We start from the raw sequence: 24,575 nt of genomic DNA, 5'->3' as shown, positions 1-24,575 counted from the left end.
TGCTGCAGGTTTAAGTGAACTATCTGAGCATAGCCCTTGCCTCTCAGCCCAACATTGCCTTTAACCCTACGCTGAGCTGCCGGGGGTCTCTATCGTCTCAGCTTGGGCCAGACCACCCTCTGCATCAAGGACTTCTGCCTGACCTTCGGGCAGCCCAGAAACGATGCCTGAAGCATCTTCTGGCTCGTCTTTGAAGACGACCCGCAGCATGGGGGGAGCCAGGAAGGTGGTCAGAATGACCATCACAATGATGGCAGCATCGAGGGACTCTGAGAGCACCCCACTGGCAGAGCCTACACCAGCAAAGACTAGGCCTACCTCACCCCGAGGAATCATACCGATGCCAATGGCCAGACGATTAATGCCTGGCTGACCAAATACAGCGAACCCAGTCACCACTTTCCCCACGATAGCGACCACGACGAGGAAGGAGGCAATCACTAGACCTTCCCGGTTGGCCGGATCGAGCGGGTTCAAAACGCTGATATCGGTGCGAGCCCCCACGGTGATGAAGAAGATTGGAACGAGCATATCTGCAATCGGGCTGATCTGCTCCTCTAGTTCTTTTCGCTTAGAGGTTTCGGCCAAGATCAGGCCAGCGGCGAAGGCTCCGAGAATGGCCTCTAGATGAATTGCTGCTGCCACGTAGGAAAGCACAAAGGCAAAGATCAGTGAGCTGATAATTACCTGCCCTCGCGTTCTTAGCTGATCAACTACTGCGACAAAATAGGGGCTGAGCAAACGGCCCAACAAGATAGACCCGACTAGGAAAACGGCTGCACTGACAATCAGGTAGACCACATTGAGGATCTGAATCTCCCCGGTTTTGGCTAGGCTGGCGACCACAGCCAGAACAATAATTCCTAATACATCGTCGAGAACGGCAGCCCCAATGATGATTTGACCTTCCCGTGAGCTAAGTCTCTGGAGTTCGGCCAGCACCTTGGCGGTGATGCCGATGCTGGTCGCTGTTAGAGCAGCCCCGGCAAACACAGCAGGAATCGTGGAAACCCCAAAAATGCCGATCAGTCCGGCGGTACCTGCAGCAAAGGGAACCACAACCCCGATGACTGCTACTACAGCTGCCTGAGGCCCAACTCGAATGAGTTCTTTGAGGTCTGACTCTAAACCGATCTCAAACAGGAGGATGACAACCCCCAGCTCAGCTAGGACAGAAATAACTTCGCTCTCTCCGCGAAATACGAAGAGGAGAGATTCGGGGTCGAGGCTGCTGGTCATGCCCACTAGCTTCATCAGCAGGGAGGAGGTTTCACCGCTGCCTTCTGGAAACACGACTAGATGCAGGGCTGACACCCCCACAATTACCCCGGCTAGCAATTCCCCTAGAACTGGAGGCAGGTTAATGCGGGCACAAATTTCGCCACCCAATTTGGCAGCAAGATAAATCACAACTAGGCTGAGCAGCACACTGGCTACGACCAGAGGCTCTAGTTCTGCTTCGGAAGAGGCTTCTGCCAGATAGAAGAGGGGGCTACCCAAAACTCCACCGGGAGTCGCGAGGCCGCTCCCGAGAAGTCCGCTGATCGAATCAATCATGCAGACTGCAACAACTCATCTAGTCCAATTTACATGACTTTACAGACTTGGAACTGTTTAGGGCAGTCTGCTTATTCAGTCAACCTAGATGAAAACTCGGTGAGTGAGGGAAGGCATCTGACGGCGCACTTGGGAAATGCGGGAGGGGGTGATCTCTGCGATCGCAATCCCCGGCTCGGTTCCAGCGTCCGCCAACACCACGCCCCAAGGGTCAACAATCAGGGCATGACCGTGGGACTGCCGCCGCGCGTTGTGAAAGCCGGTTTGCGCTGGAGCGATGACATAGCAGGTATTTTCAATAGCTCTGGCCTGCAGCAGCACCTGCCAGTGATCTTTGCCAGTAAAGGCAGTAAACGCGGCTGGAATTACCAGCACTTCTGCGCCCATTTGAGAGAGATGGCGATACAGCTCAGGGAAGCGCACGTCGTAGCAGACGGACATGCCCAGAATCCCCAAGTCTTTGGCGGGGTAGACATCCGGCAGGCGGTGGCCTGATAGGACAATGCTCGATTCTCGGTAAGTATTGCCGTCGGGCAGATTCACGTCGAACAGGTGGACCTTTTCGTAGCGCATCAGCTCTTCCCCGTCGGGAGAGACGAGCAGGGCTGTGTTGAGCACTTTGCCCTCTTTCGCCGGAACTGGATAGCCCCCACCCAGAAGCGTTACCTGGTAGCGCCGCGCCATCGTTTTGAGAAAGACTTCGCTGGCTTGGCAGAGGGTATCTGCCTGGGCGACTTTGGCTGCTTCATCCCCCAAGAAGGAGAAGTTTTCTGGCAGCGTCACCAATTCAGCGCCCTGGCGGACGGCCAAATCAATTAACTCTTCTGCCTGGGCCAAATTTTTGTCTAAATTTGGCACGCTCGTCATCTGCACTGCCGCCGCCAGGTAAGCCTTCATAGGGTTCTTGTGTGTTTCGTGTCAGTCTAAGACCTTCAATTTTAGTGGCTTACGCAGCCCCATTACTGCAATCCTTTTGGCAACAATGGACGTGATTTCGTCTGAGTCCATTCAAGCTGCAAAATCGTACAAGACACTGGGGAAGGATTGCTTTAGCCTCAGATTACCCCCCGAAAAGATAAAAATTACCAGGAGCAGCCAGGAGCCCTATGGAGCCGCAGCCAACACAGGAGCAGGTGAAGTTTTGGCAGGAACCGGCGCTGCAGGGGCTAGAGTTGCTGCGAGCCCATTACATCACCCATCGCTTTAGCCGCCACACCCATGAAGGTTATGCCATTGGCGTTATTGAGTCAGGGGTTGAGGCTTTTGCCTATCGGGGCAGCGCCTATCAGGCCCCGGCGGGTAGCCTGGTAGTGATTCATCCAGGGGAGGTTCATACTGGCCATGCGGGCACGCCTGGTGGCTGGGTTTATCGCATGGTGTATCCGCAAGCCGCCCTAGTGCAGCAGGTGGCTCAAGAACTGAGCCTGAGGACAGCGGCTGAACCTTTTTTTCCGCAGCCGGTGATTCAAGATCCGCCGCTGGCTGCGCAGTTTTGTCGGCTGCATCAGGTTTTAGAGCAGTCGCCCTGCCAACTTGAGCGCGAATCGGGGTTTTGGTGGATGGTGGCGCGGCTGATCCAGCGGCATGGAGAGATGCGATCGCTCCCTACACCCCCACTCGCCAATAGCAAGGTAGTGAACCAGCTTCAGATTTACCTGCAGGAGCGCTATAGCGAAAACATCGCACTGGAGGATCTGGCCCAGCTTGCCGATCTGCCGCCTCTGAAGCTGCTGCGAGTGTTTCGTCGAGTCACCGGCCTGCCACCCCATGCTTACCTGATTCAAGTTCGGGTGAACCAGGCCAAGCGGCGACTAGCAAAGGGGCAGCCAATTGTGGAAGTCGCAATGGAAACCGGATTTGCCGACCAGAGCCATCTAAATCGGCACTTTAAGCGGCTAGTCGGCGTTACGCCAGGACAATATGCTCGGGGGAGCACTGAGTTAATTAGGCTCAGACCTAGGGATTTTGCTCTGGTATAGCGGGAAGGTCTAGATTGATATTTTTTAGAGAGTTTTGAATCTAGACCGTATCGATTCAATTCATCGATAAAAGAAACAGTTTCGTTTGATCTGACTTGGGGCTCTTGATAGGGTACGAGTTTGTTGCCTGCGTTAGGTGCGCTAGACCGTGGATATCTTGTTGGCCCTGGGCCTTTCAGCCGCAGGTTTAGTGACGACTGTGCTGAGGGGCGGCTGGATTTTCTACCCGCTGCTTCTGACCCTAGGGCTGCTGGGGGGTCTCTACTGGCGGCGCGGCGTGGGGCTAAAGCCATTGCTGCAGATGATGCAGGCCGGAATTGGCAAATCCCTGGGCGTCCTGAGCATTTTGCTGCTGATTGGCGCGCTGATTGCTGCCTGGATGGCTGCTGGCACCGTGCCTGCCTTGGTTTACTATGGGCTGTTGCTGATTCAGCCCCGGCTGTTTATCCTATCGGCCTTTGTTTTAACAGCACTGGTGTCGATGCTGATTGGCACCTCCTTTGGGGCAGTTGGCACCTTGGGAGTGGCGCTGATGATCATGGCGCGGGGAAACGCAATTGACGATCATCTAGTGGCGGGAGCGATTATTGCCGGGGCCTATGTGGGCGATCGCTGCTCGCCCCTGTCTTCGAGCGCCCATCTGGTAGCTACGTTGACGGGCACTCCCCTGTACCGAAATCTGCGGGCCATGCTGGTAACCTCCCTGTCCCCCCTAGCCGCTTCGCTAGCGATCTACTTGGCGCTTTCCTGGCGCAATCCGCTACAGACGACTGACAGCCCAATTCAGGCGGCTCTGGCCGAGGCGTTTGATCTCAGTCCAAAGGTGTTGCTGCCTGCGATCGCAATTCTGCTCATGGTCGCCCTGCGGGTGCCGGTCAAACGCACACTGTTAGTCAGCTTAGGGCTGGCAGTGGTTTTGGCTCTGGGTCTGCAGGGCTATACTCCAGCTGAGCTGGCTCAGATGTTAGTGGTCGGTTTTCGGATAGACACGTCAGCGGTGTTAGCGCCTCTGCTGCAAGGAGGCGGGCTGCTGCCGATGGCGCGGGTCTGCCTGGTCGTGGTGGTGTCAACCGCGCTGGCTGGGCTGCTGGTAGGCATGCAAACCCTAGCATTGGTCGAGCGGTGGCTGGGAGGGTTGCGATCGCGCCGATCTCTCTTCATAGGCACCCTGCTGGTCAGCCTGCTCACTGCCGCCTACGGCTGCACCCAAACCATCGCTATTTTGCTGACCCACCAATTGATCGAACCTCACTACGGACGAGCCCAGCTTAAGGCTGAGCAGGCGGCCTTGGATCTCGAAAATACAGCAGTCGTGCTCTCTCCCCTAGTGCCGTGGAACCTTGCTGGTCTAGTGCCAGCCACACTGCTGATGACTGATGCCGGATTTATTCCCTATGCCGTCTACCTTTATCTGCTGCCGCTGTTCATGCTGATTGGCCACACTTTCCGGGGCGGCAGAGAGGGCTACTCGGCTGGCAATTTTGTTCAAGACCCGCTGTAAACAGCCTGACATGCTAGAGACAATATCACTTACCCGCGTTGCTGCCCTTCTCTCAAGGCTAGGACTCTCCTCACCCTATGACAGTGACCCCTTCAAACCACTCTTTAACTAACCCGGCCCGCGAGTTTTTGGCCGGGGCTAGGGACACGCTACCGTTAATTCTGGGGGCCATTCCCTTTGGCCTTATTTTTGGCACCCTGGCTCAGAGCAGCGGCGTGTCTGCTGCCGCCACGCTGGCCATGTCTGCTGTCGTCTTTGCCGGATCTTCGCAGTTCATTGCCATTGGTCTAATAGCGGCTGGCACCGCCCTACCGCTGATTCTGCTGACGACTTTTGTCGTCAATCTGCGGCACCTGCTCTATGCTGCCAGTCTGGTACCCCACGTGCGGCAGTTGCCCCAACGTTGGAAAATCCCGATTGCTTTTTGGCTGACGGATGAAACTTTTGCCGTGGCAATTCGCCGCTATATGGCTCCCCAGCCCGGCCCCTACCCCCACTGGTACTACCTAGGGTCAGCGCTGTTTATGTACGGCAACTGGTTTTTGTGCACCTGGTTGGGTCTAACAGTAGGGCAAATGATTCCCAATGCCGCCAGCTGGGGCCTAGATTTTGCCATGGTCGCCACCTTTATCGGCATGACTGTGCCCTACATCACCACACGACCGATGGTGGCAGCCGTGGCTGTGGCGGGATCATCTGCCCTGCTGACCCACGGCCTACCCCACCAACTGGGGCTAATGGTGGCAGTGCTGCTCGGGGCGGCCGCCGGAATGCTAGTAGAAAGATTTCAGCAAAAGCCTAAGGGAGGCATAGACCATGAATGAATGGCTATTGATCGGTGGTATGGCCCTTATCACTTTTTTAATCCGCTACAGCCTAATTGCGGTGAGCGGACGGCTGCGGCTCTCTCCCACGCTGCTGCAGGCGCTGCGGTTTGTGCCGCCCGCAGTGCTCACTGCCATCATTGTCCCGGCAGTGCTCATGCCGTCTGGGGCAATCTGGGTGGGCTGGGATAATGCGCGGCTAGTGGGTGCGATCGCAGCCCTACTGATCGGCTTTTGGCGGCAAAATCTACTGCTCACTATCGTTGGCGGCATGGGCGTGTTTTTGCTGTGGCAATGGCTGCTTCCGGCCTAATTTTTTTCCCGCAGGCAGGCTAATATAAGCCCTAATCCAGGTTGTACACTACCCGTGCACCCTATTTTTGAGGAGTCCCTTATGAAGCAGAAACTCATTGCCACCCTTGCACTTCTGGCTGCTGTGGGCATTCCCACCAGCGCCCTAGCCCACTCCGTTGAGACCGATTACAGCGTCAACGGCTCAACCCTTGACTTTCAATCGATCTACAGCACCGGAGAACCGTTGAATAGCGCCGATGTTCAAATCTTCGCCCCTAACAATCTCGAAACGCCCTGGACAGAGCTGACTGCTGATGCCGAAGGTCGCTTCACCTTCACCCCCGATGCCTCCATTCCCGGCAATTGGGAGGTCGTCATTCGCCAAGACGGTCACGGCGACATTTGGACTGTGCCCGTTAGCACCGCCGGCATTGAAGTTGACCAAATTGGCGATGGTCCTAAAACCGATGTTCACTACGCCTCATCGCACTGGATGATGGCTGGGACCAGTGCGATCGCACTGGTCGGTCTCGGCATGGGCTGGGCCAGGTACCGCCGCACCGCCTAGGCTAAAGCCGGTACAGCAGGTTGAGGAAGTTTGGCCGACGGCTGCAGACAGTCTTCTAACTGAGCCAGAATAGCGGCCACTTCCTCACACTGGAGCGCCAGGGGCTGCAGCGCAGCCTGAATCAATCCCAACTCTTCAGTCGAGGCGTAGCTCTGAAAGGGCGTGCTGAGCGGAATGGGAACGATCAGGTGATGGCGACGTGCGATCGCAATCAGCCGGGTAGTGATATCCACTGAAAAAGTCACAATCATGGCTCGACTCCTGAAGCAGAATAGGGGTCAGTCAACCGAAGATACTAAGCAAAAATACTGCCTATTTCTAGACAATGTCAGCCCTCAAAAGACAGTGGACAAAGTCTAAAGATTAAGCTAAGTAAATTTTTTACTGCCACCAAAGGTTTCTACCTATTACGGCTGCGAGTCGGGCATAGCTAGTCCTCAGCGCAAAACCTCATGCCTCAGGTCGGTTGACCAGGTATTGCTCAGCCAGTCGAAGCACCCTCCCCGCTGTTCCAACCGCTACTGCTGCCCCGCCAGATGCCGCCTAAAGAAATTGACCTGAAGCTGGGCCGCAATGCGCTGATAGCCCAAGTCCGCCAAGCTATGACCCATTCCCTCAAATTCATAGAGCATGACCGAGGTGTCGTTGGCGGCAATCACATCATGGAAGTTGCGAACCACATCAATATTGAGAAAGTCGTCAGACCCATGAAACAGCATCGTCGGCGTACGGATTCGCTGAGCATTGTAGAGCGGAGACATCTGCTGGTAGAGCCCAGGGTCTTCCATCGGCGTAGTTCCCGCCAGGTAAGACAGCAAGGAAGAATAGCCCAACTGCCACTCGACCAAGGTATCTAATAGGGAGCACTGAGGATTAGAGGCAGCAAAGGTATTGGGAAAGCGGGCAATCATCTGACTGGCATAATAGCCACCGTAGGAGCAGCCCGTCACCCCAACTTTACGCGCCGTCGTCCAGCCATTGCCAGTCAGCTGAGAAACGATATCAACCCCTTCTAAAATGTCAGCCCGACCAAAGTTTTGACCATCTGCCTGGAGCTGATAAAACTCAGAGCCAAATCCCTCCCGCCCTGACAGCGGCACCGACAGCACTGTCACGCCAAAGTTGGGCAGCAGATTCAGCGGCATCTCCACCTCAACGGCAAACTCATTCACCATCGAAAACCCAGGCCCACCCTGCTGCCAAAATACAATCGGCACAGCTTGGGGCGGAAAAGCCTGCCCCGCAGGCTGAATTAAGATCCCCTGTCGAGGGCCATTCCGAGTTGAAAAGCTCACCTCCTGCATCTGCACCCGATTGGCCTCGGCCACCGTCTGATTTAGGTCAGTGAGCTGCTGCGGTGACTCACTGCCGTCTAGAGAAAGGGTAAACAGTTCCGGAGGTTGGGTGACTGAGGAAAAAGAGTAAAGCAGCGTCTGGCCGTCAGAGGTCACCTGCCAAGACTCCAAATCTACTGCGCCTGGAGGCAGCGACAAGGGCTGCAGGGTCTGAGTTGCCAAGTCGTAGACGAAAAAAGGGCGGTTAAGGCCCACCGTAGCCAAAAACAGCACCCTCTGGTTATCAATAAACTTCCCCTGACTCTCAAAAGGACCACTCAAGCTGGGCTCTTCTAAAGTATTTAGGAGATTGCCCTGGAGATCGTAGAAGCGGTAGTAAGCCGTGTTGGGAAAAACATAGGTAGGATGCTCCCGGCCCTCGGGTTGAGAAGGCTTGTACATCTTCACCATCAAGGTCTTACCATCGGGGCTAAAGGCCGCATTGGCAAAAGCGTCGCCGCTGCCGTCAGTCGCCTTTAGCTCAAACTGAAGTGGCTGCTCCTGGGTAAAATCAAAGACTCTGACCTCATTGCGCTGGCGAAAAAGGTTTTCGTCAGGCGAGAGCCGCCCCAGGGCATCTTGCACCACTGGGTCACCAAAGTTGGGGCTGAAAGGAGTGCGCTCATAGAGATCTCGCTCCTCCTTAGCAGAGGTCACCAGCACGACCTGATCGCCGTCTGCCGACCAGCTGGGCGGTTGAATGTTAAAGCCTTCAGGCAAACGAGCCACCTCGACCCGGTCCAGCGACGGCAAAAAGACCATGTAAACGACGTCTTCTGCCTCCTCAAAAACCCGAATGACAAACTTAGAGAAATCGGGGGCCATTCCTAAAATCTCTCCCTCTTCCGTCTCCGTTGGATAGACAGAAGTATGAGAGACAATCTGGGTCTTACGGTTGATCGTGACAATTTCCCAAGGGCCTAAAAAGCCCTGTTGAACAAACCGCAGCACGTCATTGTTGACCCACTGAATCGGCAGATCGGGGCTAAGAACCTCCTGCCCTAGAGCAATAGAATCACTCAGCTCTCCGGTCGCCAAATCTAGGAACTGAACCTGCCAATCCTCTGAGTTAATGCGACCAGTGGTGGCAACTACAACAGTCTTGCCGTCTGGACTGACGTTACTCAATAAGAGCGGCATCCGCACTGACTGAAGGGTATCTAACCGAGCCTGTTCTGCTTCTGTCAGCGTCGGCAGGTCCTCGCTCTCGTAGCCGACTTTAACAATTTCAGCTTTGGCAGGAGGGTTCAGCCATGCCCCAGATCCTGTCAGGGCCATAGCAATGGAGAGCGATAGCGTCAGAACTGACTTACCAGTTTGCAACCATCGGGCTGCCGCTACCGAAATCCCCTGAGGCATAGCGATTTTCCTTTTGCTTGAGTTGCCAATTCTTAAAACCCGCCGGAGGGCGTTGCTGGCAGTGTAACTCTGCCTTGCAGGCTACCTGTCATCTCACCTAATGTAATTCTTTGATGGGGTTTTATTAATAAACTGCTTCAGGGGAAGCAGGGGGATTCCGGAATCTCAGTGTAGCTGGGGTTAGGGTGTGTTCGTCTTTGGCTCGGTGATTTACGCTGGAGGTAGAGACTGCTGCCTCAATTCCTTGTTTGGCTGTCTGCGCCCGCTTTGTAGAGTCAACCGCTGTGACCCAGGAATTCCATCTATCGATTACGCCCCTCGGACAGGATCGCTATCTGGTGCGAACAGAGGAAGTTGCGCCCGGCGTTCCCTTAGCCGAAGAGCAGGTCACCTGGCCCGTAGACAATTGGCTGCAGCAGGCTGCGGCCCAAACCCACGATCCGCTGCTGAGCCTGCTACAGGAGGGTTTCCATACCCCCACGGCTGAGGCAAGTACTCCAACCTCCCAACCCACCTCTGCGCCCCTTCCAGAAAATCTCGTGGCCGGCAGCCAGCTGATTGCTTTGGGACAGACTCTTTATGGTGCGCTGTTTCAGGGGCGTATTCGAGATAGCTGGCTGGCCGCCCAAGGAGTCGCCCAAAATCGCCGGCAGGCGCTGCGGCTTCGCCTAGGGTTCAAAGACAGCCGACTGCAGCGGCTACCGTGGGAATTGCTCTACGGCGATGAGCGGCCTCTGGCTGCTGGCACCGATATTGTTTTTGCCCGCTACTACGCCACATCGGGGCTGGTTGATCTTGCGGCCATGCCCACCCTGCCGACAGAAAATCAGCCGCTCCAGGTCTTGATGGTGGTTTCAGCCCCCGATGACCGAGAGCGGCTGGCCCTACGCCAAGAGGTGCAAAAGCTCAAGGAGGAACTGCACCCCCCTACGCCTGCTGGGATTTCCTCTGCTAGCGAAGCTCTGGCCAGACCTCGCGCTCTTGATATTCAGCTGACCATTCTGGAGCAGCCAGGCCGAGCTGAACTGGTGCAGGCCCTAGAACAGGGACGCTATCAAATCTTGCACTACGCTGGCCACAGCGATGTCAGCAAAACGGGCGGCGACTTGTATCTGGTCAGCCGTCAGACGGGGTTGACAGAGCGCCTCAGCGGGGAAGACTTGGCCGGGCTGCTGGTCAATAACGGCATTCGAGTAGCTGTGTTTAACTCCTGCCGGGGAGCCTATACTGCTGCCGATGATGCCGAGTCGGGTTGGCGAGAGCAAAACCTGGTGCAGGCCCTCGTAAACCGGGGGGTTCTGGGGGTGATTGCCATGGCTGAGCGCATTCCCGACGACGTAGCAATCACCTTTACCCAGCTGTTTTACCGCAATCTGAGGCAGGCTTATGCCATAGATCTCAGCCTCAGCCGCACCCGACAGGGGCTGATCTCGACCTACGGCTCAGACCAGAGCTACTGGATGCTGCCGATTCTCTATCTGCACCCAGAATTTGACGGCTATCTGTTTACCTGCGAGGGTCAAAGCCCGGCCCTAAGAGGCGATCGCAACAAGGATTGGCCCTTGGTAGAGCCCAGCCCCCTAGATGGCTGGTTGCTCAACGGCAACGGTAGTAGTGAAGATTTGACCGATACGCTGCCTCCTTTATCGGAAGAAACCCCCATCGATAGTTTGCTGGCAGAAATCACTCCAGACTCCGCCGACCTCGGTACACCGGAACCCAGTCTTGAGCAGCCCGGAATTGCCGATTTGATCGGCACTGTCGAGCAAGATGGCCCTAGCTACGATGAAGATGCGGCCATTGTCACTGATTTAATTCAGCAGCTGTCTACGGGCGCTACCCCGGCTGAAGCGCCTTTAGAGGCATCGCAGGAGGAAGATCTGCTGCCCGACTGGAACTCCAACGTTTCCCCACTGCACGGCAAACTGCCCGAACGGCCAAAATCAGCCCTACCGGAAACAGCTCCCACACCTCTCGGACAGGGCTTCCAAGGCGCGGGCGCAGCAAAGCCCGGCTCTTCCTATTCGGAACACCCTGCTCAAACCCAAACCACTTCTTGGCGGAAATGGCTGCCTGCTCGTCCGCTCATGCTCTGGGTAAGTCTTGGTTTGGCAGGTGCGATCGCAACCCTTCTACTGGCCCTAGCCCTAATCCCTCGCTTTAGCACCCGACAGGCGGCGCTGCCGCCGATCAGCCCTGAGAGCCCTACAGAAACTACTTCAAACAGCAGCCCACTAGTAACCGGGGCTATTGAGGCAGTAACGACCGGCAATTTAGAATCGGCCCGCCAGCTGTTGGGCCGGCTGCTTGACCAGGGCGACCTTCAAAACGTACGGACAGTCCTGGACCTAGCGGCCCCATCCCAACTAGCCAGCGCCGATTTGTCCTTCATCATGGGCCGTCTGGTGTGGCAGCAGATTGCTCAAGGCACCTTTGACGCCAGTGTTGATGACGCGCGGCGATCCTGGCAGAGAGCTGTAGAGGCAGATCCTCAGTTTGTGGAGGCCTGGATTGCTTTAGGGTTTGCTTACTACAGCCAGAGTGATTTTCAGGCAGCCATTGATGCCTGGAGCCGAGCGGTGGAGCTAGACCGACGCCAGGTTAGAGATGTAGAGCCAGGACAAGATGCGATCGCAGACCCCCAAATTCTGCAAGCTCATATAGGGCTAGCAATGGCCTACAACCAACTCAGTCAAATCGCCGCCGATCCCATCGAACAATCTGGGCTGCAGATCCAGGCCCTCGATCGATATGAATTCATTGCTAATGCCGACCCGACCCTGCTCAGCCCAAACCAGCTAAGCACCTCTTGGCTCTGGCAAACAGAGCTGTTGGCAGACTGGAAAGACACCGTTGAGAATTTGGCCCTGGCTAGTTCTGAGGATGCGCCCACCGATGCGTCCCCTGAGCCTTGATGCATCGCTCGCTTAGCTGCGCCTACTTCTTCTTCACTAAAAAACTGCCTTGAATTGGCATATTCACAACATAGGCCAATTCTGGATCATCCAAAGGGGGTGTTTGAGTTAATCTCAAACACCCCCTTTGGTAGAACACAGGTTTAGGCTTGTCGGCTTAAACTTGCCTTACAGATAAAGAAAACTGCTAGAAACGTAGCAACAGCAACAGACAAGACCACTGAATTAGAAATGAACAGATTCTCATTTCGATTCAGCATAAGTCTTCAGTTTTTTTGTTACTTTCAAGCAGTTTTGAGTGAATCCGTAAAAAAACGAACTCGATCTTGAAATAACCGATACTTTTTCTAGATTTTGTTCAATAGTTGAGCTTGACATTCGTTAAGCAAACCATTAGTAGAAGCAAAAAATAGCTTCACTAATTGTCAGGATTTAGAAACAAAGCGGGTTTGCTAACCGTTCAAACTCAAGGGTTGTAGCGCTCCTCAGACTTAAACTCTTTTGTCAGACACCGCTCTAAATAATAAATTTGTTGCGATTGCTGGAATCTCCAGGGATTCAAGATTGTTCTGTACGCACGGCTGAACACGGGTTGGTTGAGATACTGCCAGATAGGAAACTGCATTTGTCGCTTCTGAGGTAAACGAGTGTGGGACAACGCATTGAACTGGCTTGATTAAACGTCCAGCCCATTGTGTTGCTTTAGAGTACCCAAAGGTAACCTCAGTATACGCAGTCCATAATCTGGAACCAGCAAAGTGGGCAACAGATAGAACGATACTTAATGATCACAAGGATTTGATGAAAATGGAGCTGACGGGAGTCGAACCCGTGTCCGCTCTGAGTATTAACATCCCACTCATTCACAGGCTTAGCCTATCTAACCCTCTAGGCGGGGTTCGCTAATTATTCCTAGCGACAAGAGTCTCTGATTAAGTCTTAGCCAACCGGTTAACCAGAGAAAACCAGAAGGAGCATCCGTTGGGGGTTGGTCCACAGCCCTTAACGGAGTCAAGCTGCGGACGCTCGCATTTTGTTAAATTAAGCGGCTACGGGAGCTGCTTTACGAGCGAAAGGAACGATGTTGTTCGCATTTACTTTTTGTTTGAGCCTAGATTTACGAGAGTGGACTCCCTCTCGGCCTGTATCACAGGGTGACTTTCGTCAAAACGTCGAAACCGTTACAGCCCCTCATGATTCGTGCCGTAGCACTAAACCTAGTATAGACGAATCACTGAGGAGTGGTATACGGATTCTCTCACCCAAAGGCTGATTTTTAGGAAGATTCCTGTACTTCAGCTCGATTGATAGATTGCTGATGACCGCTCAAGTTCAGCCCGGCCGGCTAAGTTCGATTATGAAGCCGCGAGGGTGAGTACGAAGAGAGTTATAGCAGCGATAAACTTTTACAAACTAAATCGGGGGATCGCCCAAGTATAATAATTACTTAAACATTTAGGCTTTCTCGACCCTGTGCGTCTCTTTAGAAAGCGGCAAGACAACTCCCAGATTGATACCAACGCTAGCGCCTTAATGCTGGCCAGTACTGCAAGCAGTGAGAGGGATTTAAGCATGACCACCACCAACGGCACCAGTAACGCAGACTCCGATACTCCTGAACAGCCAGAAGCCAAGACTACAAGCCGGTCAAAGCGCCAGTCCGCCAAAAATAGCGGCTTAGTTAAAGCTCGGGCTGAAGATGACGTCATCGTTCTAGCCAACAACGTTCGCTTGATTCCAACTGAATATCTTCCCAACCATCGCCCGATCCAGGTCAGCGATTTTGAAATCGTTGCGACGCTAGACTCTGCTGGTCAGCGCCCGATTATGGCCAATACCTTTGAAATCGCCAACACCGACGTTTTGCCTGGACATCGCCCCATTGAGGTTAGCCACTTTCCAACTGACGATCTGCACATGCTGCTCGGCAACCGCCCCATTTCCCCCAACGACGTAGTCGATCCTCCCTCCTTTTTGCTGATGGGCTACCTCGATTAGGCCGTTTGCCTTAACCCTCAATTTTCATCATCGCTGCTCCCTAGGGGCAGCGATTTTGTTTAGCGCTCAGGGACGTTCCCCTAAACTCTTGAGCAGCAGGTTGGGGAGAACGGCATCATCCCAGGCAGTGGGCAGCTCTCCGATTCGCACAATAACTAGCTCTTGCGAAGGAATTACATAAACTCGCTGATGGCCTCTGCCGTCTAAGTAAATCGTATCGGTAGCCAAAAATGAAGCTGAGGCCGCCTGATCAACATTGGGGTAGTCTGCGGTGCGGGCCTTGATCCAAATGTGATAGCCAAAGGTGGGTTCAATGGGCGATTCCTGCAGCATCTGATTGATCCAGTGCTCAGGCACCACCTGCCTAGAGCCGACCCTACCCCGATTCAACAGCAGCTGGCCAACCCGCACCCAGTCTGAAGGCGTGGCAAACAAGCAGCAGAAGGTTTTGGCATGGCCCCTAGGTCGATCTAGCCAGACAAAGGCATCGCTAGCTTGAAGCGGCTGCCAAAGGCGACTAGAGAGATAGTCGGCGTAGGTTTCCCCAGTGGCCCGCTCTAGTACGATACTGAGCACCTGGGAGTTGACGTTGTTGTAGTCGTAGACCTGGCGCGGCGGCATGACTTGGGGAATATGAAGCGCCTTTTTCTCCACGTTTGAGCTGAGATAGAGATTGACCAGATCAGATGCAGGGGTGTTGGTGCGGTCGTCATTTCTCAAGCCGGACTGCATGTAGAGCAAATCTGCGAGGGTTAGATCCCCTCGGCTGTCGTTGGCCCACTCTGGAATGTAGTCGGCGACCCGATCTTCTACGGATCCAATATGGCCTTCTTCTATGGCAATTCCGATCAGCAGGGCCAGGATACTCTTAGCCATCGACATGGAGTTGGATAGGGAGGTGGGAGAGAAGCCCTGCCAGTATTCCTCCAGCACTACCTCGCCGCGATGCAGCACAATCAGCGCCGTTGAATTTTGGGCCTGGGCAAAACGGCTGGCCTCGCGCAGAGCAGCAGCGGGAATGCTGGAGGTTTGGGCCTGGGGCAGGGGCGCTCCACTTTGCCCAGGCACAGGGTATTGGGGCCGGTACCAGGCCGTAGAGGTAATCTCGGATTTAGGGTAAGTTGCAGCTCGACTCCAGAACCGCCAGTCGGTCATTAGAGCCGCGCCTACCAGCAGCAGCAGGGAAGCTGAAATAGGTACTCTCAGGCTAGGTTTCATGCCTTTGGGTAGGGTAATAGCGGCAGGTCGCGTCGCCTGAACTATTCTCGCAAATAGGACTTACAGACAAGGAGGCAATATGACTGCGCTGCCACAGAGAAAACCTAGCCATCGCGTTAGCTCCAGCCCAGGATAGTAATTATTTCTCCTGCCAGCTTTAAGGGGCGAAAGGGCTTGGCTAGAACGGCAGCCACCTCTAAATCTTCGAGGCCAGACAGGTTGTTGGGCTGAGCTTTGGCCGTGACCATGATGACGGGAATAAGCTGGGTGGCGGCGTTGGCTTTAAGCTGCTTGAGAGTGGCGCGTCCGTCCATTCCAGGCATCATCATATCGAGCAGGATGGTGTCAGGGCGGTTAGTCGCGGCAACTTCAAGAGCCTCAAGGCCAGAGCTGGCGGTCAGGATGGTCCAGTCGGTGCCCATTTCTAGGGCCATTTTGGTAATGGAGCGAATATCTTCCTCGTCATCGACGATCAAAATGCACTTAGTCATCGAATTTGCTCTGGCTGAAGGTCTTGGGCTAATGGGGCTGACAGAGGCAGGGTGACGTGGAATGTGCTGCCTTGGCCCAGCTCGCTTTCGGCCCAGATGCGGCCCCCGTGCTGCTGGACGATCTGGCGGCAAATGGCCAGCCCTAGACCAGTGCCGCTTTGCCTACGCGCATCGGAAGCATCGACCTGCTGGAAACGCTCAAAGATCAGGTGCAGTTTTTCGGTGGGAATGCCTCGGCCTTGATCTTTGACACAAATGTGGAGGGCGGCGGGCGGCTCTATGGCTTGGTGCTCTGCGCTTGCACTCAACCAAATTAGGTTACCCGGCTCGGAGAATTTGATGGCGTTGCTGAGCAGGTTGGTGAGGAGTTGGAGGATGCGATCGCAATCTACCCACACCTCCAGTTCCACGGCATCTACCTCGATCTGAACCTGAGCTGGTTCAGCCAACCCCTGCATCGCAGCTTGCGCTTGGTGCAGCAGGTCAGCCACCCTGCACTGCTGCAGCTGTAGGGTAAGCTGGCCTGACTTCATTCGCTCTAGATCGAGAATGTCGTTGACCAGGCGAATCAGGCGCTCGGCATTGGTGATGGCAATTTGAATCAGCGTCTCCCCTTTCTCAGTTAGGGTGCCCAGGTGCCCAGTAGCCAGCAGGTCCAGAGCTCCAATGACCGAGTTCATCGGGGTGCGCAGTTCGTGGCTGACCAGGGAAATAAACTCGTTTTCCAGGCGTTTGCGCTCAGTGATATCGTTGGCTACGGATAGGGCACAGGGGCTGCCTGCTAGGTCAATCAGCTCAACGGAGATCAGCAGCGTTCTGATCTCTCCTGACTTGGTGCGAAGGTCTACTTCACGGTTGTGCAGTACGCCTGCTGCCGACAGTTCCACTGCGCCCTCGGCAGCAGCCGTTGGGTTTAGCCCCAGCGGCAAATCGCTAATCCGCTGACCAACAACCTCCTCTCGGGTATAGCCGCTTAAGCGCAGGAAACTGGGATTGACCTCAATGAATTCGCAGTCGGGCAGACTGGTCAGGGTAATGGGGTTGGGGCTGGAGCGAAAGGCTTTGGCGAACTTCTCCTCGGCCAGCTTGCGATCGCGGATTTCCTGCTGGAGCTGAGTATTTTGCTGCTGCAGCTGATGCTGTAGCGATCGCAACTGCAGGTGCGTCTCTATTCGGGCCAGCACCTCTTCCACCTGAAAAGGCTTGGTGACATAATCGACCCCGCCCACCTGAAACGCTTTGACCTTATCAAGGGTTTCACCCAGAGCGCTGACAAAAATCACCGGAATGTCGCGGGTACGCTTGTCTGCCTTGAGCTGCTGGCAAACCTCATAGCCGTTCATCTGCGGCATGTTCACATCCAGCAAGATCAGGTCAGGTGGAGCCGCCTGGGCCGCTCGTAGAGCCGTGCTGCCTTTAGTCACGCTGCGAACTTTGTAGTGGCGCTCCGTCAGCAGTTGGGAGAGCAGCTGCAAATTTTCGGGTGTGTCGTCAATTGCTAGGATATCTGCCTGGTAGGTTCTAGCGGCTGGTTCAGTCATCTGTAGGGCTCTCCGTCAACTCCAGCATGGCATCAAAATCAAACTGGTTGGCTAGGGCCATCAGCCGCTTTGCTAGGTCCGCTTGGCCTGGGGGGACTTGATCAATCAGATGCTTCACCCAGTCAGCATCAGCCTGAATAGCCGCCTGGTTCAACTGCTCGATCCAAGTAGGGGGCATAACCTGCAGATCCTGCGGCCGAACTGGGGTCAGCGCACAACTGGCAGATCTGAATGGCTGATCCGTATAGCAGTCTTTTGTCTCTTGCTGACCAGCTTGGCCTCGACAAGGCACAGCCGTGGTAGCTGCATCGGTCACGGTCACATCAATGTCAAATCGGAAGGTGGTGCCCTGACCTAGGTTAGTCTCAACATCAATGGTGCCGCCCATGAGCTGGACAAACTGCCGAGTAATGGCCAGCCCTAGGCCCGTACCGCCTTCTCCCGGCACGTGATTGCAGGCCTGCACAAAGGGCTGGAATAAAATGGGCAGCACATCTGTGGCAATGCCGGGGCCTGTATCGGCTACCTCAAACTGGAGCGTTTGACTGCCGTGTAAAGCGGCTAGATCGGGAGGCACAGGCTCTAAATGCACCGCTAAAGACACCGTTCCCACGTCAGTGAACTTAATTGCGTTGCCCAGCAGGTTAATCAGAACTTGGCGCAGTTTGCCCTCATCTCCCACAATGTACCGAGGCACTTCAGACGCAATTTCAGCGATTAGGGTCAGGTTTTTAGCGGCAGCCAAGACCTGAAACATTTCCTGCAGACCCTGCAGCAGGCTATAGAGATCAAAGGGCGCTAGGTTGAGCACTACCCGGCCCGCTTCAATTTTGGACATCTCTAGCACGTCGTTGATCAGGCTAAGCAGGTGTTTGCCGCTCTGATTGATTACGCCCAGAGAATCATGCTGCTGGCTTGAAAGGGTAGTATCTCGCGCCATTAGCTGGGTAAAGCCCAGAATGGCGTTCATAGGAGTGCGCAGTTCGTGGCTCATGTTAGCCAGAAACTGGCTCTTGGCTCGGTTGGCGGCTTCGGCAGCTTCCTTGGCCCGGTAGAGTTCTTCCTCCGTGCGCTTGCGCTCAATGGCGATGCCCGCCAGGTGGGCTGCCGTTTCTAGCAGCTGCCAATCCTCCTGAGTAGGGCTGTGGGGCTTGCTGTAGTAAAAGGCCAGGGTGCCAAGAATTTGCCCGTGAGCCCCCAAGATCGGCACAGCCCAACAGCTGCGTAAGTGGTGTAGACGAGCCAGTTCCCGTTTAGCAGCCCAGAGCGGATCCGTGAGGGTGTCGGAGACGATCACTGGCGCTTTGCGATAAACGGCTGTGCCGCAGCTACCGGCACAGGGCCCGACTTCCAGCCCGTCGGCTACCTGCTTGTACGCCTCGGGCAGGCGCGGGCTAATACCGTGGTGCAGGCGCTTGCCAGCAGCGTCTAAAAACAAAATCGACCCGGCTTTGCAGCGGGCCAGAGGTTCAAAGGTGTCGATCAGCAGGGTTAGCGTCTCGACGAGAGGTGCCCCGGCAGCAATTCGCTCTAGCACCTGCTTTTGGCTATTGAGCAGGGTTTCGGCCTGTTTGCGATCGCTAATGTCAAACATTACCCCGTCTAACCACAGCAGCTGGCCTGCGGCATCAAAAATACCCTGGCCCTTTTCATATATCCAGCGGATGCTGCCATCGGCATGGGCAATGGGGTACTCCAGAATATAGGGCTGGCGCTCGGCCAAGGCAGTCTGGATTGCGGCTCTGACTTGAGCAGCATCGGCCAGGGAAATGTCATTAATATTGCGAGTTCGGTTATGGACGAAGTCTGAGACGGGATAGCCCGTAATTTGCTCAAAGGACTCACTGAGGAAGGTCAGCGTCCAGTTTTCATCGTCGTGGCAGCGGTAAGCCGCTCCAGGCAGGTTGGCAATTAGAGTTCTAAAGCGCTCCTCGCTGTCCCGCAGCTCTTTTTCGGCCTGCATCCGCTTCAGCTCGGCTCCCGCTCTAGCAGCAAAAATGCGCAGAATCGACTCTCGGCCAGTATCTTCAGACATGGGCTTGTCGTCCAATACGGCTAGATGGCCCAGCATTTGACCAGCAGCATCAAGCAGCGGTGCGCCCAAATAGCTCTCAGCCGTCATGCTCTGCAGCCGGGGAGAGTTGGGGAACTGTAGCTTTACCTCTTGGGGGTAGCAAAGCAGCTGGCCCGGCACCATCTCTGAACAGGGGGTTCCGGCAATCGCGTAGTCAAAGTTTTCAGCAATGTCTCCATCGGCCCAATAGGCCAGCGTTTGGGCGTGGCCTGCCTCAGTGAACTGGGCAATGAAGGCATAGCGCACCCGCAGTACCCGAGCCAGGTAGCTGACGCAGGTGCGAAAAAACTCTTCTCCAGTGGCAGATGCTGTGCCCTCTACAATCAGGCGTAAGGCTTCTTCCCGCTGCTGTCGTTCAGTAAAGTCTTCGGAGATGCCCAGCAGATAAGAAGGGTTGCCGTGACGGTCAAACAGCGGCAGTTTGACGCTGCGCAGAAAAACCTTTTCCCCACTGCGAGGCAAGATCACCTCTTCTGAGGTTTCCATTGCAGTGCCTTGAGCCACTACCGCTAAATCCTGGACCCGATAGTGATCGGCTAGGGGCTGGGGCAGCAGGTCATAATCAGTCTTACCCATGCCCTCTTGCCGGGTAAAGCCTAAGATACGTTCGCAGTTTTGGTTGATCAGCTCGTAGCGAAACCCCGCCCGAATGTTCTTGGTAAAGACGGTGATGGGAATGTTTTCCACAATCATGTTGAAAAACTGTTGAGACTGGCGCAGATTTTCTTCTAAACGTCTGCGCTCGGTCACATCGGCCCCTACCGAGAGAATGCCTGTCAGCTGGCCCTGCTCATTGTAAATGGGCTTGTTGGCCCAAGCGATCCAGACGCGGCGACCGTCTTTACAGCAGTTTTCGTTCTCATTGAACGTGTAGCGTTCGGGGTGCTCACAGAGGTTAACCATCAGGTCTTCCAGATCGCGCCCAGTGGTTTCAGTTTCGGGCACAATCGTACCCACCACACTGTGCCCCACAATCTCTTCTAACTCATAGCCAAAGAATTTTTGGCCGTAGTCATTGAGATACAGCACGCTGCCCCGGGTATCCCATTTCAAAATGACGGAGTTGGCCGTTTCTACCAGCAGGCGGTACTCGGCTTCCCGCTGGCGCAGAGCGGCTTCGGCTCGCTGGCGATCTGCTTCGACACGTTTGCGATCGCTAATATCCGTAATCACAAACTCTAGGCAGTCTTCGGCCAGATTTGTCCGCAGAGACAGCAGCCCCCAGATGAGAGAGCCATCCCGGCGCAGCAGCTGCACCTCAAAGTCATGAACGCCGCCTTGGCGCTGCAGTGCCGCCACCAGCTCATGCCGATCTTGAGGGTTGGCATAGAAATCTTGGGTATGAACCTGACCGATTAGCTCGGTGGGCGAGGCATAGCCCATAATCTGGGCAAAGCGCTGGTTGGCCTCTAAGATCAGCCCGTCCCAGATGCGAGTGCGGCCAATGCCCACCTGGGAGTTTTCAAAAATAGCCCGATATTTCTCTTCTCGCTGCTGCAGGGCAATCTCTGCCTGCTGGCGTTTGGTGATGTCCCGATAGCTCCAGATTCGGCCTACAATGCGGCCCTCTAACCATTGAGGCTGAGAATAGCGCTCAAAGATGCGGCCATCTTTCATCGTTAGCCGATCAAAAACTGCTGCTTCGGGAGTTTGGTCAAACAGATACAAGACCCTGGCCTTAAACTCCTCTGGATCGGTTGTCTGCTCCGCCAAGTACTGAAACCGCTCAGGGGGGTTGGTATCAGCAGCCAGCAGATGCTTGGGCACACCCCACATCCGCACGAACTTTTGATTGTAGGCCAACACCTGACCGTTACGGGCCACCACGAACACGCCGTCTGCAGTGGATTCCAGGGCCGCCTGGAGCAGCGATAGGGTTTCAGCTCGCGTTTGAGCAGCCGCCCTAGTGCGGGTAAGATCTCGGATTGTCAAAAGTGCGACGGGCTCACCGCTGCTATCGACCCGATTGCCAGAGACCTCCAAAATTAAGCGCTGGTCGCTCAGCTGCAGCTCGTATTCACACGGGGTGTAACAGCCCTGCAAAATTTGGTACGAGGGATAATTTTGTGGCTCTACAAGCTGGTGCTGCTGCCGTAAGGGTAAAAGCTGCCACAGCGGTAGCTGCTGCGCCTGACCGCTGCTCTGCCCTACTAACCTCTCAAAGGCAGCATTGCAGCCCAAAACCTGTCCCTGGCAGTCAGTCCAGACCAGGGCATCGGCAACGCTGTTGAGCGCTACTGTCAGAATATCGAGAGGGCCGGAAAGGGGTTTGACCAGTTCTTCCGGGTTGACGCTCATGGGGGTTAGCGTAAGTCGGCCTGCAGTCAAGACTAATCCAAGCCTAACTGTAATGGCTAATCGGGAAAATTTGGGGAGGCCCGAGGAGGGGAGACGCGGGGAGGGGGCTAAGGGGTGATGCTTTTGACGAGCGATTGGTAGAGGGTGAACAGATCGGTGCTGTTTTCGGGGTATGAGGTAAGCGCGATCGCAAGTTCGGGCTGGAGGCGTTCTCCAGTGGGTAGGGTTACGATGTGCTGCCGCAGGCGTTGGCAGAGGGGGGCTAGCATATCGGTGGCCTCGGGTTGATTGAGGCCTGCCATACCTACAATGATTTCTCCGTTGCCCCAGTAGCCCGCAATGTCTGAGTTGCGAAGCCCTGACTGGATCTGGGAACCCCAGTGCTGCAGGATTTGGTAAACGGTTTCGGGGCCGCAGCGGGTCTGGAGGTTGCCTAGATCGACTAGCTTTAGCAGGGCTAGGGAACCGGCGTTGGTTTGCTGAAGCAGATCGGTCAGTGCTTGCCGGGACTGAGTGTAGTTTAAGAGGCCGGTTAGGGGGTCGCGTCGAGACACTGTCTGCAGAAGCTGATTGCGCTCTAGCCGGTTGAGAATGCGGGTCAGCAGCTCCGGCCCCACAATCGGTTTGGTGATAAAGTCATCTGCGCCTGCTGTAAACACCTGCTGCACAGTATCGCGGTCTTGGTGGGCGGTTAGAAACAGGATGGGCAGGTTTTGCCAGTGGGGGTCAACGCGCACTGCCTGGCAGAGGTCAATGCCGCTAAATTGGGGCATCTCTACGTCTAGGATCAGCAGGTCGGGGGCAACTCTGTTGAGCACGTCCCAAAACTGCTGGGGAGAGGCTAGCCCGACTACGCCCAGGCCCCATGGTTCTAGCAGGGGGCGCAGGGCAGCAGGAATGAGGGGGTCGTCGTCTACTACCAGCACCTGGGCGCGAGTGAGGGGGCTGAGCCGCCAGCCTGGGATGAGCTGGCTCCACACTTGGGTGGCGGTGACGGGCTTGACAAGTAGCCGTTGGCTGCTGGTTTGGCCGAGCTGTCCGGTCAGAGCCCGTGCGATCGCAACTCGATCTACCAAACTATCTAGCGTGGTCAGCGCTAGGGCAGATACGGGGGGCGTCTGGGTGGTGAGGCTGTGGAGAAAGGTCAGGCTCTCCGTCCACTGACTGGCCGAGGCAATTTCTAGAACCACTCGCTCTGGCTTGCGCTGCTGCACTAGGGCCTGGGCCTCGGCTAGGGTGGTGGCTTCGACCCAGCTCAGCTCTGCCGCTGCCGCTAATGCCTGTAGTTCTGCACTTAGCTCAGGGTCTAGGGTAACCAGCAGCAGGGCAACAGGTTCGCTGGGAGCCGCTGCTGGCTGAGCCGATAGCGCCATCTGCGCCGCTAGCTGCTGCACCAGATCGACTACGGTTTGGGCTGCAGGAGCGGGTGAAGACTCTAGTAGGGTTTCTAGCTGACGTGCGATCGCAGTGCCCTCATCGCACTCAAACATGCCCAGCACCCCGGCCAGCTTATGGGCCGCCTGCATCCCGGACTGCCGCAGAGCCTCACTCAAAGTTCCTGCCTGAATAGCTTGGGCAGCTGCCTGCAAGCTGCCTAACCGCTCTGCCATCAGCCCCTGGTACTGCTGCCACAGCCCTCCCATCGCCTGCCGAAAATCCTGCTCTAGCGGCCCCATAGGGGCAGGCAGTGCAGCCGCGTGGGCAGCTTGATCCACAGCAGCTTGGGCCTCGTCAAGGTTCAACACATCTGGATTCAGCCGGTAGCCTAGGCCGTAAACATTTTCAATCCACTCCAGCGAATCGGCCTGCTTGAGCTTGCGGCGGAGCCCCTTGACGTGAGCCTTAACGCTATCTTCCAGGGGCGGGTCATCAAAATTCCAGAGATGCTCAATGATTTGCCCCCGGCTAAATACCCGCGCCGGATTGCGTAGAAACAGCTCCAGCAGGTTGTACTCTTTAGGCGTCAATTTCAAAAGCTGGTCGGCATAGGTGACCTGGCAGCTCACCGGATTGAGCCGCAGCGGTCCCAATGACAGCACCGCCGTTGCAGCCACTTCCCCCCGACGCAGCAACGCCCGCAGCCGAGCATGGAGTTCATCTAGGTTAAGCGGCTTGATCAGGTGATCGTCAGCTCCGGCATCGAGTCCTCGAACCCGCTCATCTGGAGCATCGCGAGCCGTCATTAGCAGAATTGGGGTAGAGCAGCCCGCAGCCCGCAGCCGCTGACACAGGGTAATGCCATCTAGGTGGGGCAATCCGACATCGGTCAAAATTAGGTCGTAGTCAGTCCCCTGGGCATATTCGAGACCCAGCTGACCGTCGGCAACGGCATCGACTACATAGTTTTGACTGGCGAGAGATTCTGTTAGCCGCTCCGCTAAAATCTCATCGTCTTCAATCAGCAAAATTCTCATGGGCCAAGGGTCCAGCAGAGCGATTAATTGACTTTACCGTGCAGGCTTGGCCACACATCGGGCGGCACTGCAGTTTTCACCCTGTCGTTGCACAGAGAACATCCACTAGCTTTGCCCCAAACCCTGTTAACAAAATCTGCTAGTGGTCTCTATATTTCCTGATAGTTTCCATTTAAAAGGATTTTCCTCAATTCCCGCAAGCTGTTCGGC

16 protein-coding genes and 1 other RNA gene are annotated in these 24,575 nt (G+C 55.4%); 7 read left to right on the top strand and 10 right to left on the bottom strand.

The genetic code is table 11. The features are described 5' to 3' along the window. Nucleotides 1–66: 66 nt before the first annotated feature. Complete coding sequence (locus tag H6G13_RS22890; protein ID WP_190487213.1) at nt 67–1,557, bottom strand: cation:proton antiporter; 1,491 nt, start codon at nt 1,555–1,557, stop codon at nt 67–69. A gap of 84 nt (nt 1,558–1,641) precedes the next feature. Beyond that, nucleotides 1,642–2,454: a carbon-nitrogen hydrolase family protein gene (locus H6G13_RS22885; protein ID WP_190487211.1), complete on the bottom strand. Its 813-nt coding sequence runs from the start codon at nt 2,452–2,454 to the stop codon at nt 1,642–1,644. Between the two features lie 209 nt (nt 2,455–2,663). On the opposite strand from H6G13_RS22885, the gene H6G13_RS22880 reads away from it, so the two are divergent. The 5 genes from H6G13_RS22880 (at nt 2,664) to H6G13_RS22860 (ending at nt 6,723) form a co-directional block, all read left to right on the top strand. Beyond that, complete coding sequence (locus H6G13_RS22880; RefSeq protein WP_190487209.1) at nt 2,664–3,536, top strand: AraC family transcriptional regulator; 873 nt, start codon at nt 2,664–2,666, stop codon at nt 3,534–3,536. 148 nt (nt 3,537–3,684) lie between these two features. Beyond that, nucleotides 3,685–5,037: a Na+/H+ antiporter NhaC family protein gene (locus H6G13_RS22875; protein ID WP_190487207.1), complete on the top strand. Its 1,353-nt coding sequence runs from the start codon at nt 3,685–3,687 to the stop codon at nt 5,035–5,037. 77 nt (nt 5,038–5,114) lie between these two features. Beyond that, entirely contained in the window at nt 5,115–5,861 is a 747-nt protein-coding gene (locus tag H6G13_RS22870; protein ID WP_190487205.1) for an AzlC family ABC transporter permease, read from the top strand. Further along, on the top strand, nt 5,854–6,174 hold the full coding sequence (locus H6G13_RS22865) for an AzlD domain-containing protein (protein ID WP_190487203.1): 321 nt from the start codon (nt 5,854–5,856) through the stop codon (nt 6,172–6,174). Before H6G13_RS22870 ends, H6G13_RS22865 begins: the two co-directional genes overlap by 8 nt. An 81-nt stretch (nt 6,175–6,255) precedes the next feature. Beyond that, a complete protein-coding gene (locus tag H6G13_RS22860; protein ID WP_190487201.1) occupies nt 6,256–6,723 on the top strand; it encodes a carboxypeptidase regulatory-like domain-containing protein in 468 nt (155 codons plus the stop codon). Here H6G13_RS22860 and H6G13_RS22855 read toward each other — a convergent pair. Both H6G13_RS22855 and H6G13_RS22850 read right to left on the bottom strand, forming a co-directional pair. Continuing rightward, nucleotides 6,720–6,974: a hypothetical protein gene (locus H6G13_RS22855; protein WP_190487199.1), complete on the bottom strand. Its 255-nt coding sequence runs from the start codon at nt 6,972–6,974 to the stop codon at nt 6,720–6,722. The two genes, H6G13_RS22860 and H6G13_RS22855, sit on opposite strands and share 4 nt — an antisense overlap. Before the next feature lie 267 nt (nt 6,975–7,241). Next, a complete protein-coding gene (locus tag H6G13_RS22850) occupies nt 7,242–9,416 on the bottom strand; it encodes a prolyl oligopeptidase family serine peptidase (RefSeq protein ID WP_242028485.1) in 2,175 nt (724 codons plus the stop codon). A 248-nt stretch (nt 9,417–9,664) separates the two neighbouring features. Between H6G13_RS22850 and H6G13_RS22845 the strand changes: the two genes are divergently transcribed. Next, entirely contained in the window at nt 9,665–12,331 is a 2,667-nt protein-coding gene (locus H6G13_RS22845) for a CHAT domain-containing protein (protein ID WP_206756541.1), read from the top strand. A gap of 805 nt (nt 12,332–13,136) precedes the next feature. Here H6G13_RS22845 and ssrA read toward each other — a convergent pair. Next, nucleotides 13,137–13,522, bottom strand: a transfer-messenger RNA (tmRNA) gene (gene ssrA, locus H6G13_RS22840). Nucleotides 13,523–13,804: 282 nt separating this feature from the next. Between ssrA and H6G13_RS22835 the strand changes: the two genes are divergently transcribed. Beyond that, nucleotides 13,805–14,329 (top strand): hypothetical protein, encoded by a 525-nt coding sequence (locus tag H6G13_RS22835; protein WP_206756540.1) that lies wholly within the window; start codon nt 13,805–13,807, stop codon nt 14,327–14,329. A 66-nt stretch (nt 14,330–14,395) separates the two neighbouring features. On the opposite strand, the gene H6G13_RS22830 is transcribed toward H6G13_RS22835, so the two are convergent. The 5 genes from H6G13_RS22830 to H6G13_RS22810 form a co-directional block, all read right to left on the bottom strand. Further along, entirely contained in the window at nt 14,396–15,547 is a 1,152-nt protein-coding gene (locus H6G13_RS22830; protein WP_190487194.1) for a serine hydrolase, read from the bottom strand. 116 nt (nt 15,548–15,663) lie between these two features. Beyond that, a complete protein-coding gene (locus H6G13_RS22825; protein ID WP_190487192.1) occupies nt 15,664–16,038 on the bottom strand; it encodes a response regulator in 375 nt (124 codons plus the stop codon). Next, nucleotides 16,035–17,579, bottom strand: coding sequence for an ATP-binding protein (locus tag H6G13_RS22820; RefSeq protein WP_190487190.1), 1,545 nt, complete (start codon nt 17,577–17,579; stop codon nt 16,035–16,037). The genes H6G13_RS22825 and H6G13_RS22820 overlap by 4 nt, the downstream gene beginning before the upstream one ends. After that, nucleotides 17,572–21,951 carry a PAS domain S-box protein gene (locus tag H6G13_RS22815; RefSeq protein WP_190487188.1) on the bottom strand — a complete coding sequence of 1,460 codons (4,380 nt, stop codon included), beginning with the start codon at nt 21,949–21,951 and terminating at the stop codon, nt 17,572–17,574. The genes H6G13_RS22820 and H6G13_RS22815 overlap by 8 nt, the downstream gene beginning before the upstream one ends. A 107-nt stretch (nt 21,952–22,058) precedes the next feature. Further along, nucleotides 22,059–24,365: a response regulator gene (locus H6G13_RS22810; protein ID WP_190487186.1), complete on the bottom strand. Its 2,307-nt coding sequence runs from the start codon at nt 24,363–24,365 to the stop codon at nt 22,059–22,061. Nucleotides 24,366–24,575 lie beyond the last annotated feature (210 nt).

Source organism: Pseudanabaena sp. FACHB-2040 (assembly GCF_014696715.1).
Taxonomy (GTDB): Bacteria; Cyanobacteriota; Cyanobacteriia; order Phormidesmidales; family Phormidesmidaceae; genus JACVSF01.
The sequence above is the reverse complement of the archived record's forward strand: the minus strand, read 5'-3'. Positions and strand labels throughout refer to the sequence as shown.

Excerpts from the sequence above, each read along its gene's own strand:
- H6G13_RS22885 (WP_190487211.1), bottom strand. The coding sequence starts at position 2,454 with ATGAAGGCTTACCTGGCGGCGGCAGTGCAGATGACGAGCGTGCCAAAT.
- H6G13_RS22830 (WP_190487194.1), bottom strand. The coding sequence starts at position 15,547 with ATGAAACCTAGCCTGAGAGTACCTATTTCAGCTTCCCTGCTGCTGCTG.
- H6G13_RS22855 (WP_190487199.1), bottom strand. The coding sequence starts at position 6,974 with ATGATTGTGACTTTTTCAGTGGATATCACTACCCGGCTGATTGCGATC.
- H6G13_RS22820 (WP_190487190.1), bottom strand. The coding sequence starts at position 17,579 with ATGACTGAACCAGCCGCTAGAACCTACCAGGCAGATATCCTAGCAATT.
- H6G13_RS22865 (WP_190487203.1), top strand. The coding sequence starts at position 5,854 with ATGAATGAATGGCTATTGATCGGTGGTATGGCCCTTATCACTTTTTTA.
- H6G13_RS22810 (WP_190487186.1), bottom strand. The coding sequence starts at position 24,365 with ATGAGAATTTTGCTGATTGAAGACGATGAGATTTTAGCGGAGCGGCTA.
- H6G13_RS22815 (WP_190487188.1), bottom strand. The coding sequence starts at position 21,951 with ATGAGCGTCAACCCGGAAGAACTGGTCAAACCCCTTTCCGGCCCTCTC.
- H6G13_RS22825 (WP_190487192.1), bottom strand. The coding sequence starts at position 16,038 with ATGACTAAGTGCATTTTGATCGTCGATGACGAGGAAGATATTCGCTCC.
- H6G13_RS22890 (WP_190487213.1), bottom strand. The coding sequence starts at position 1,557 with ATGATTGATTCGATCAGCGGACTTCTCGGGAGCGGCCTCGCGACTCCC.
- H6G13_RS22850 (WP_242028485.1), bottom strand. The coding sequence starts at position 9,416 with ATGCCTCAGGGGATTTCGGTAGCGGCAGCCCGATGGTTGCAAACTGGT.
- H6G13_RS22880 (WP_190487209.1), top strand. The coding sequence starts at position 2,664 with ATGGAGCCGCAGCCAACACAGGAGCAGGTGAAGTTTTGGCAGGAACCG.
- H6G13_RS22870 (WP_190487205.1), top strand. The coding sequence starts at position 5,115 with ATGACAGTGACCCCTTCAAACCACTCTTTAACTAACCCGGCCCGCGAG.
- H6G13_RS22860 (WP_190487201.1), top strand. The coding sequence starts at position 6,256 with ATGAAGCAGAAACTCATTGCCACCCTTGCACTTCTGGCTGCTGTGGGC.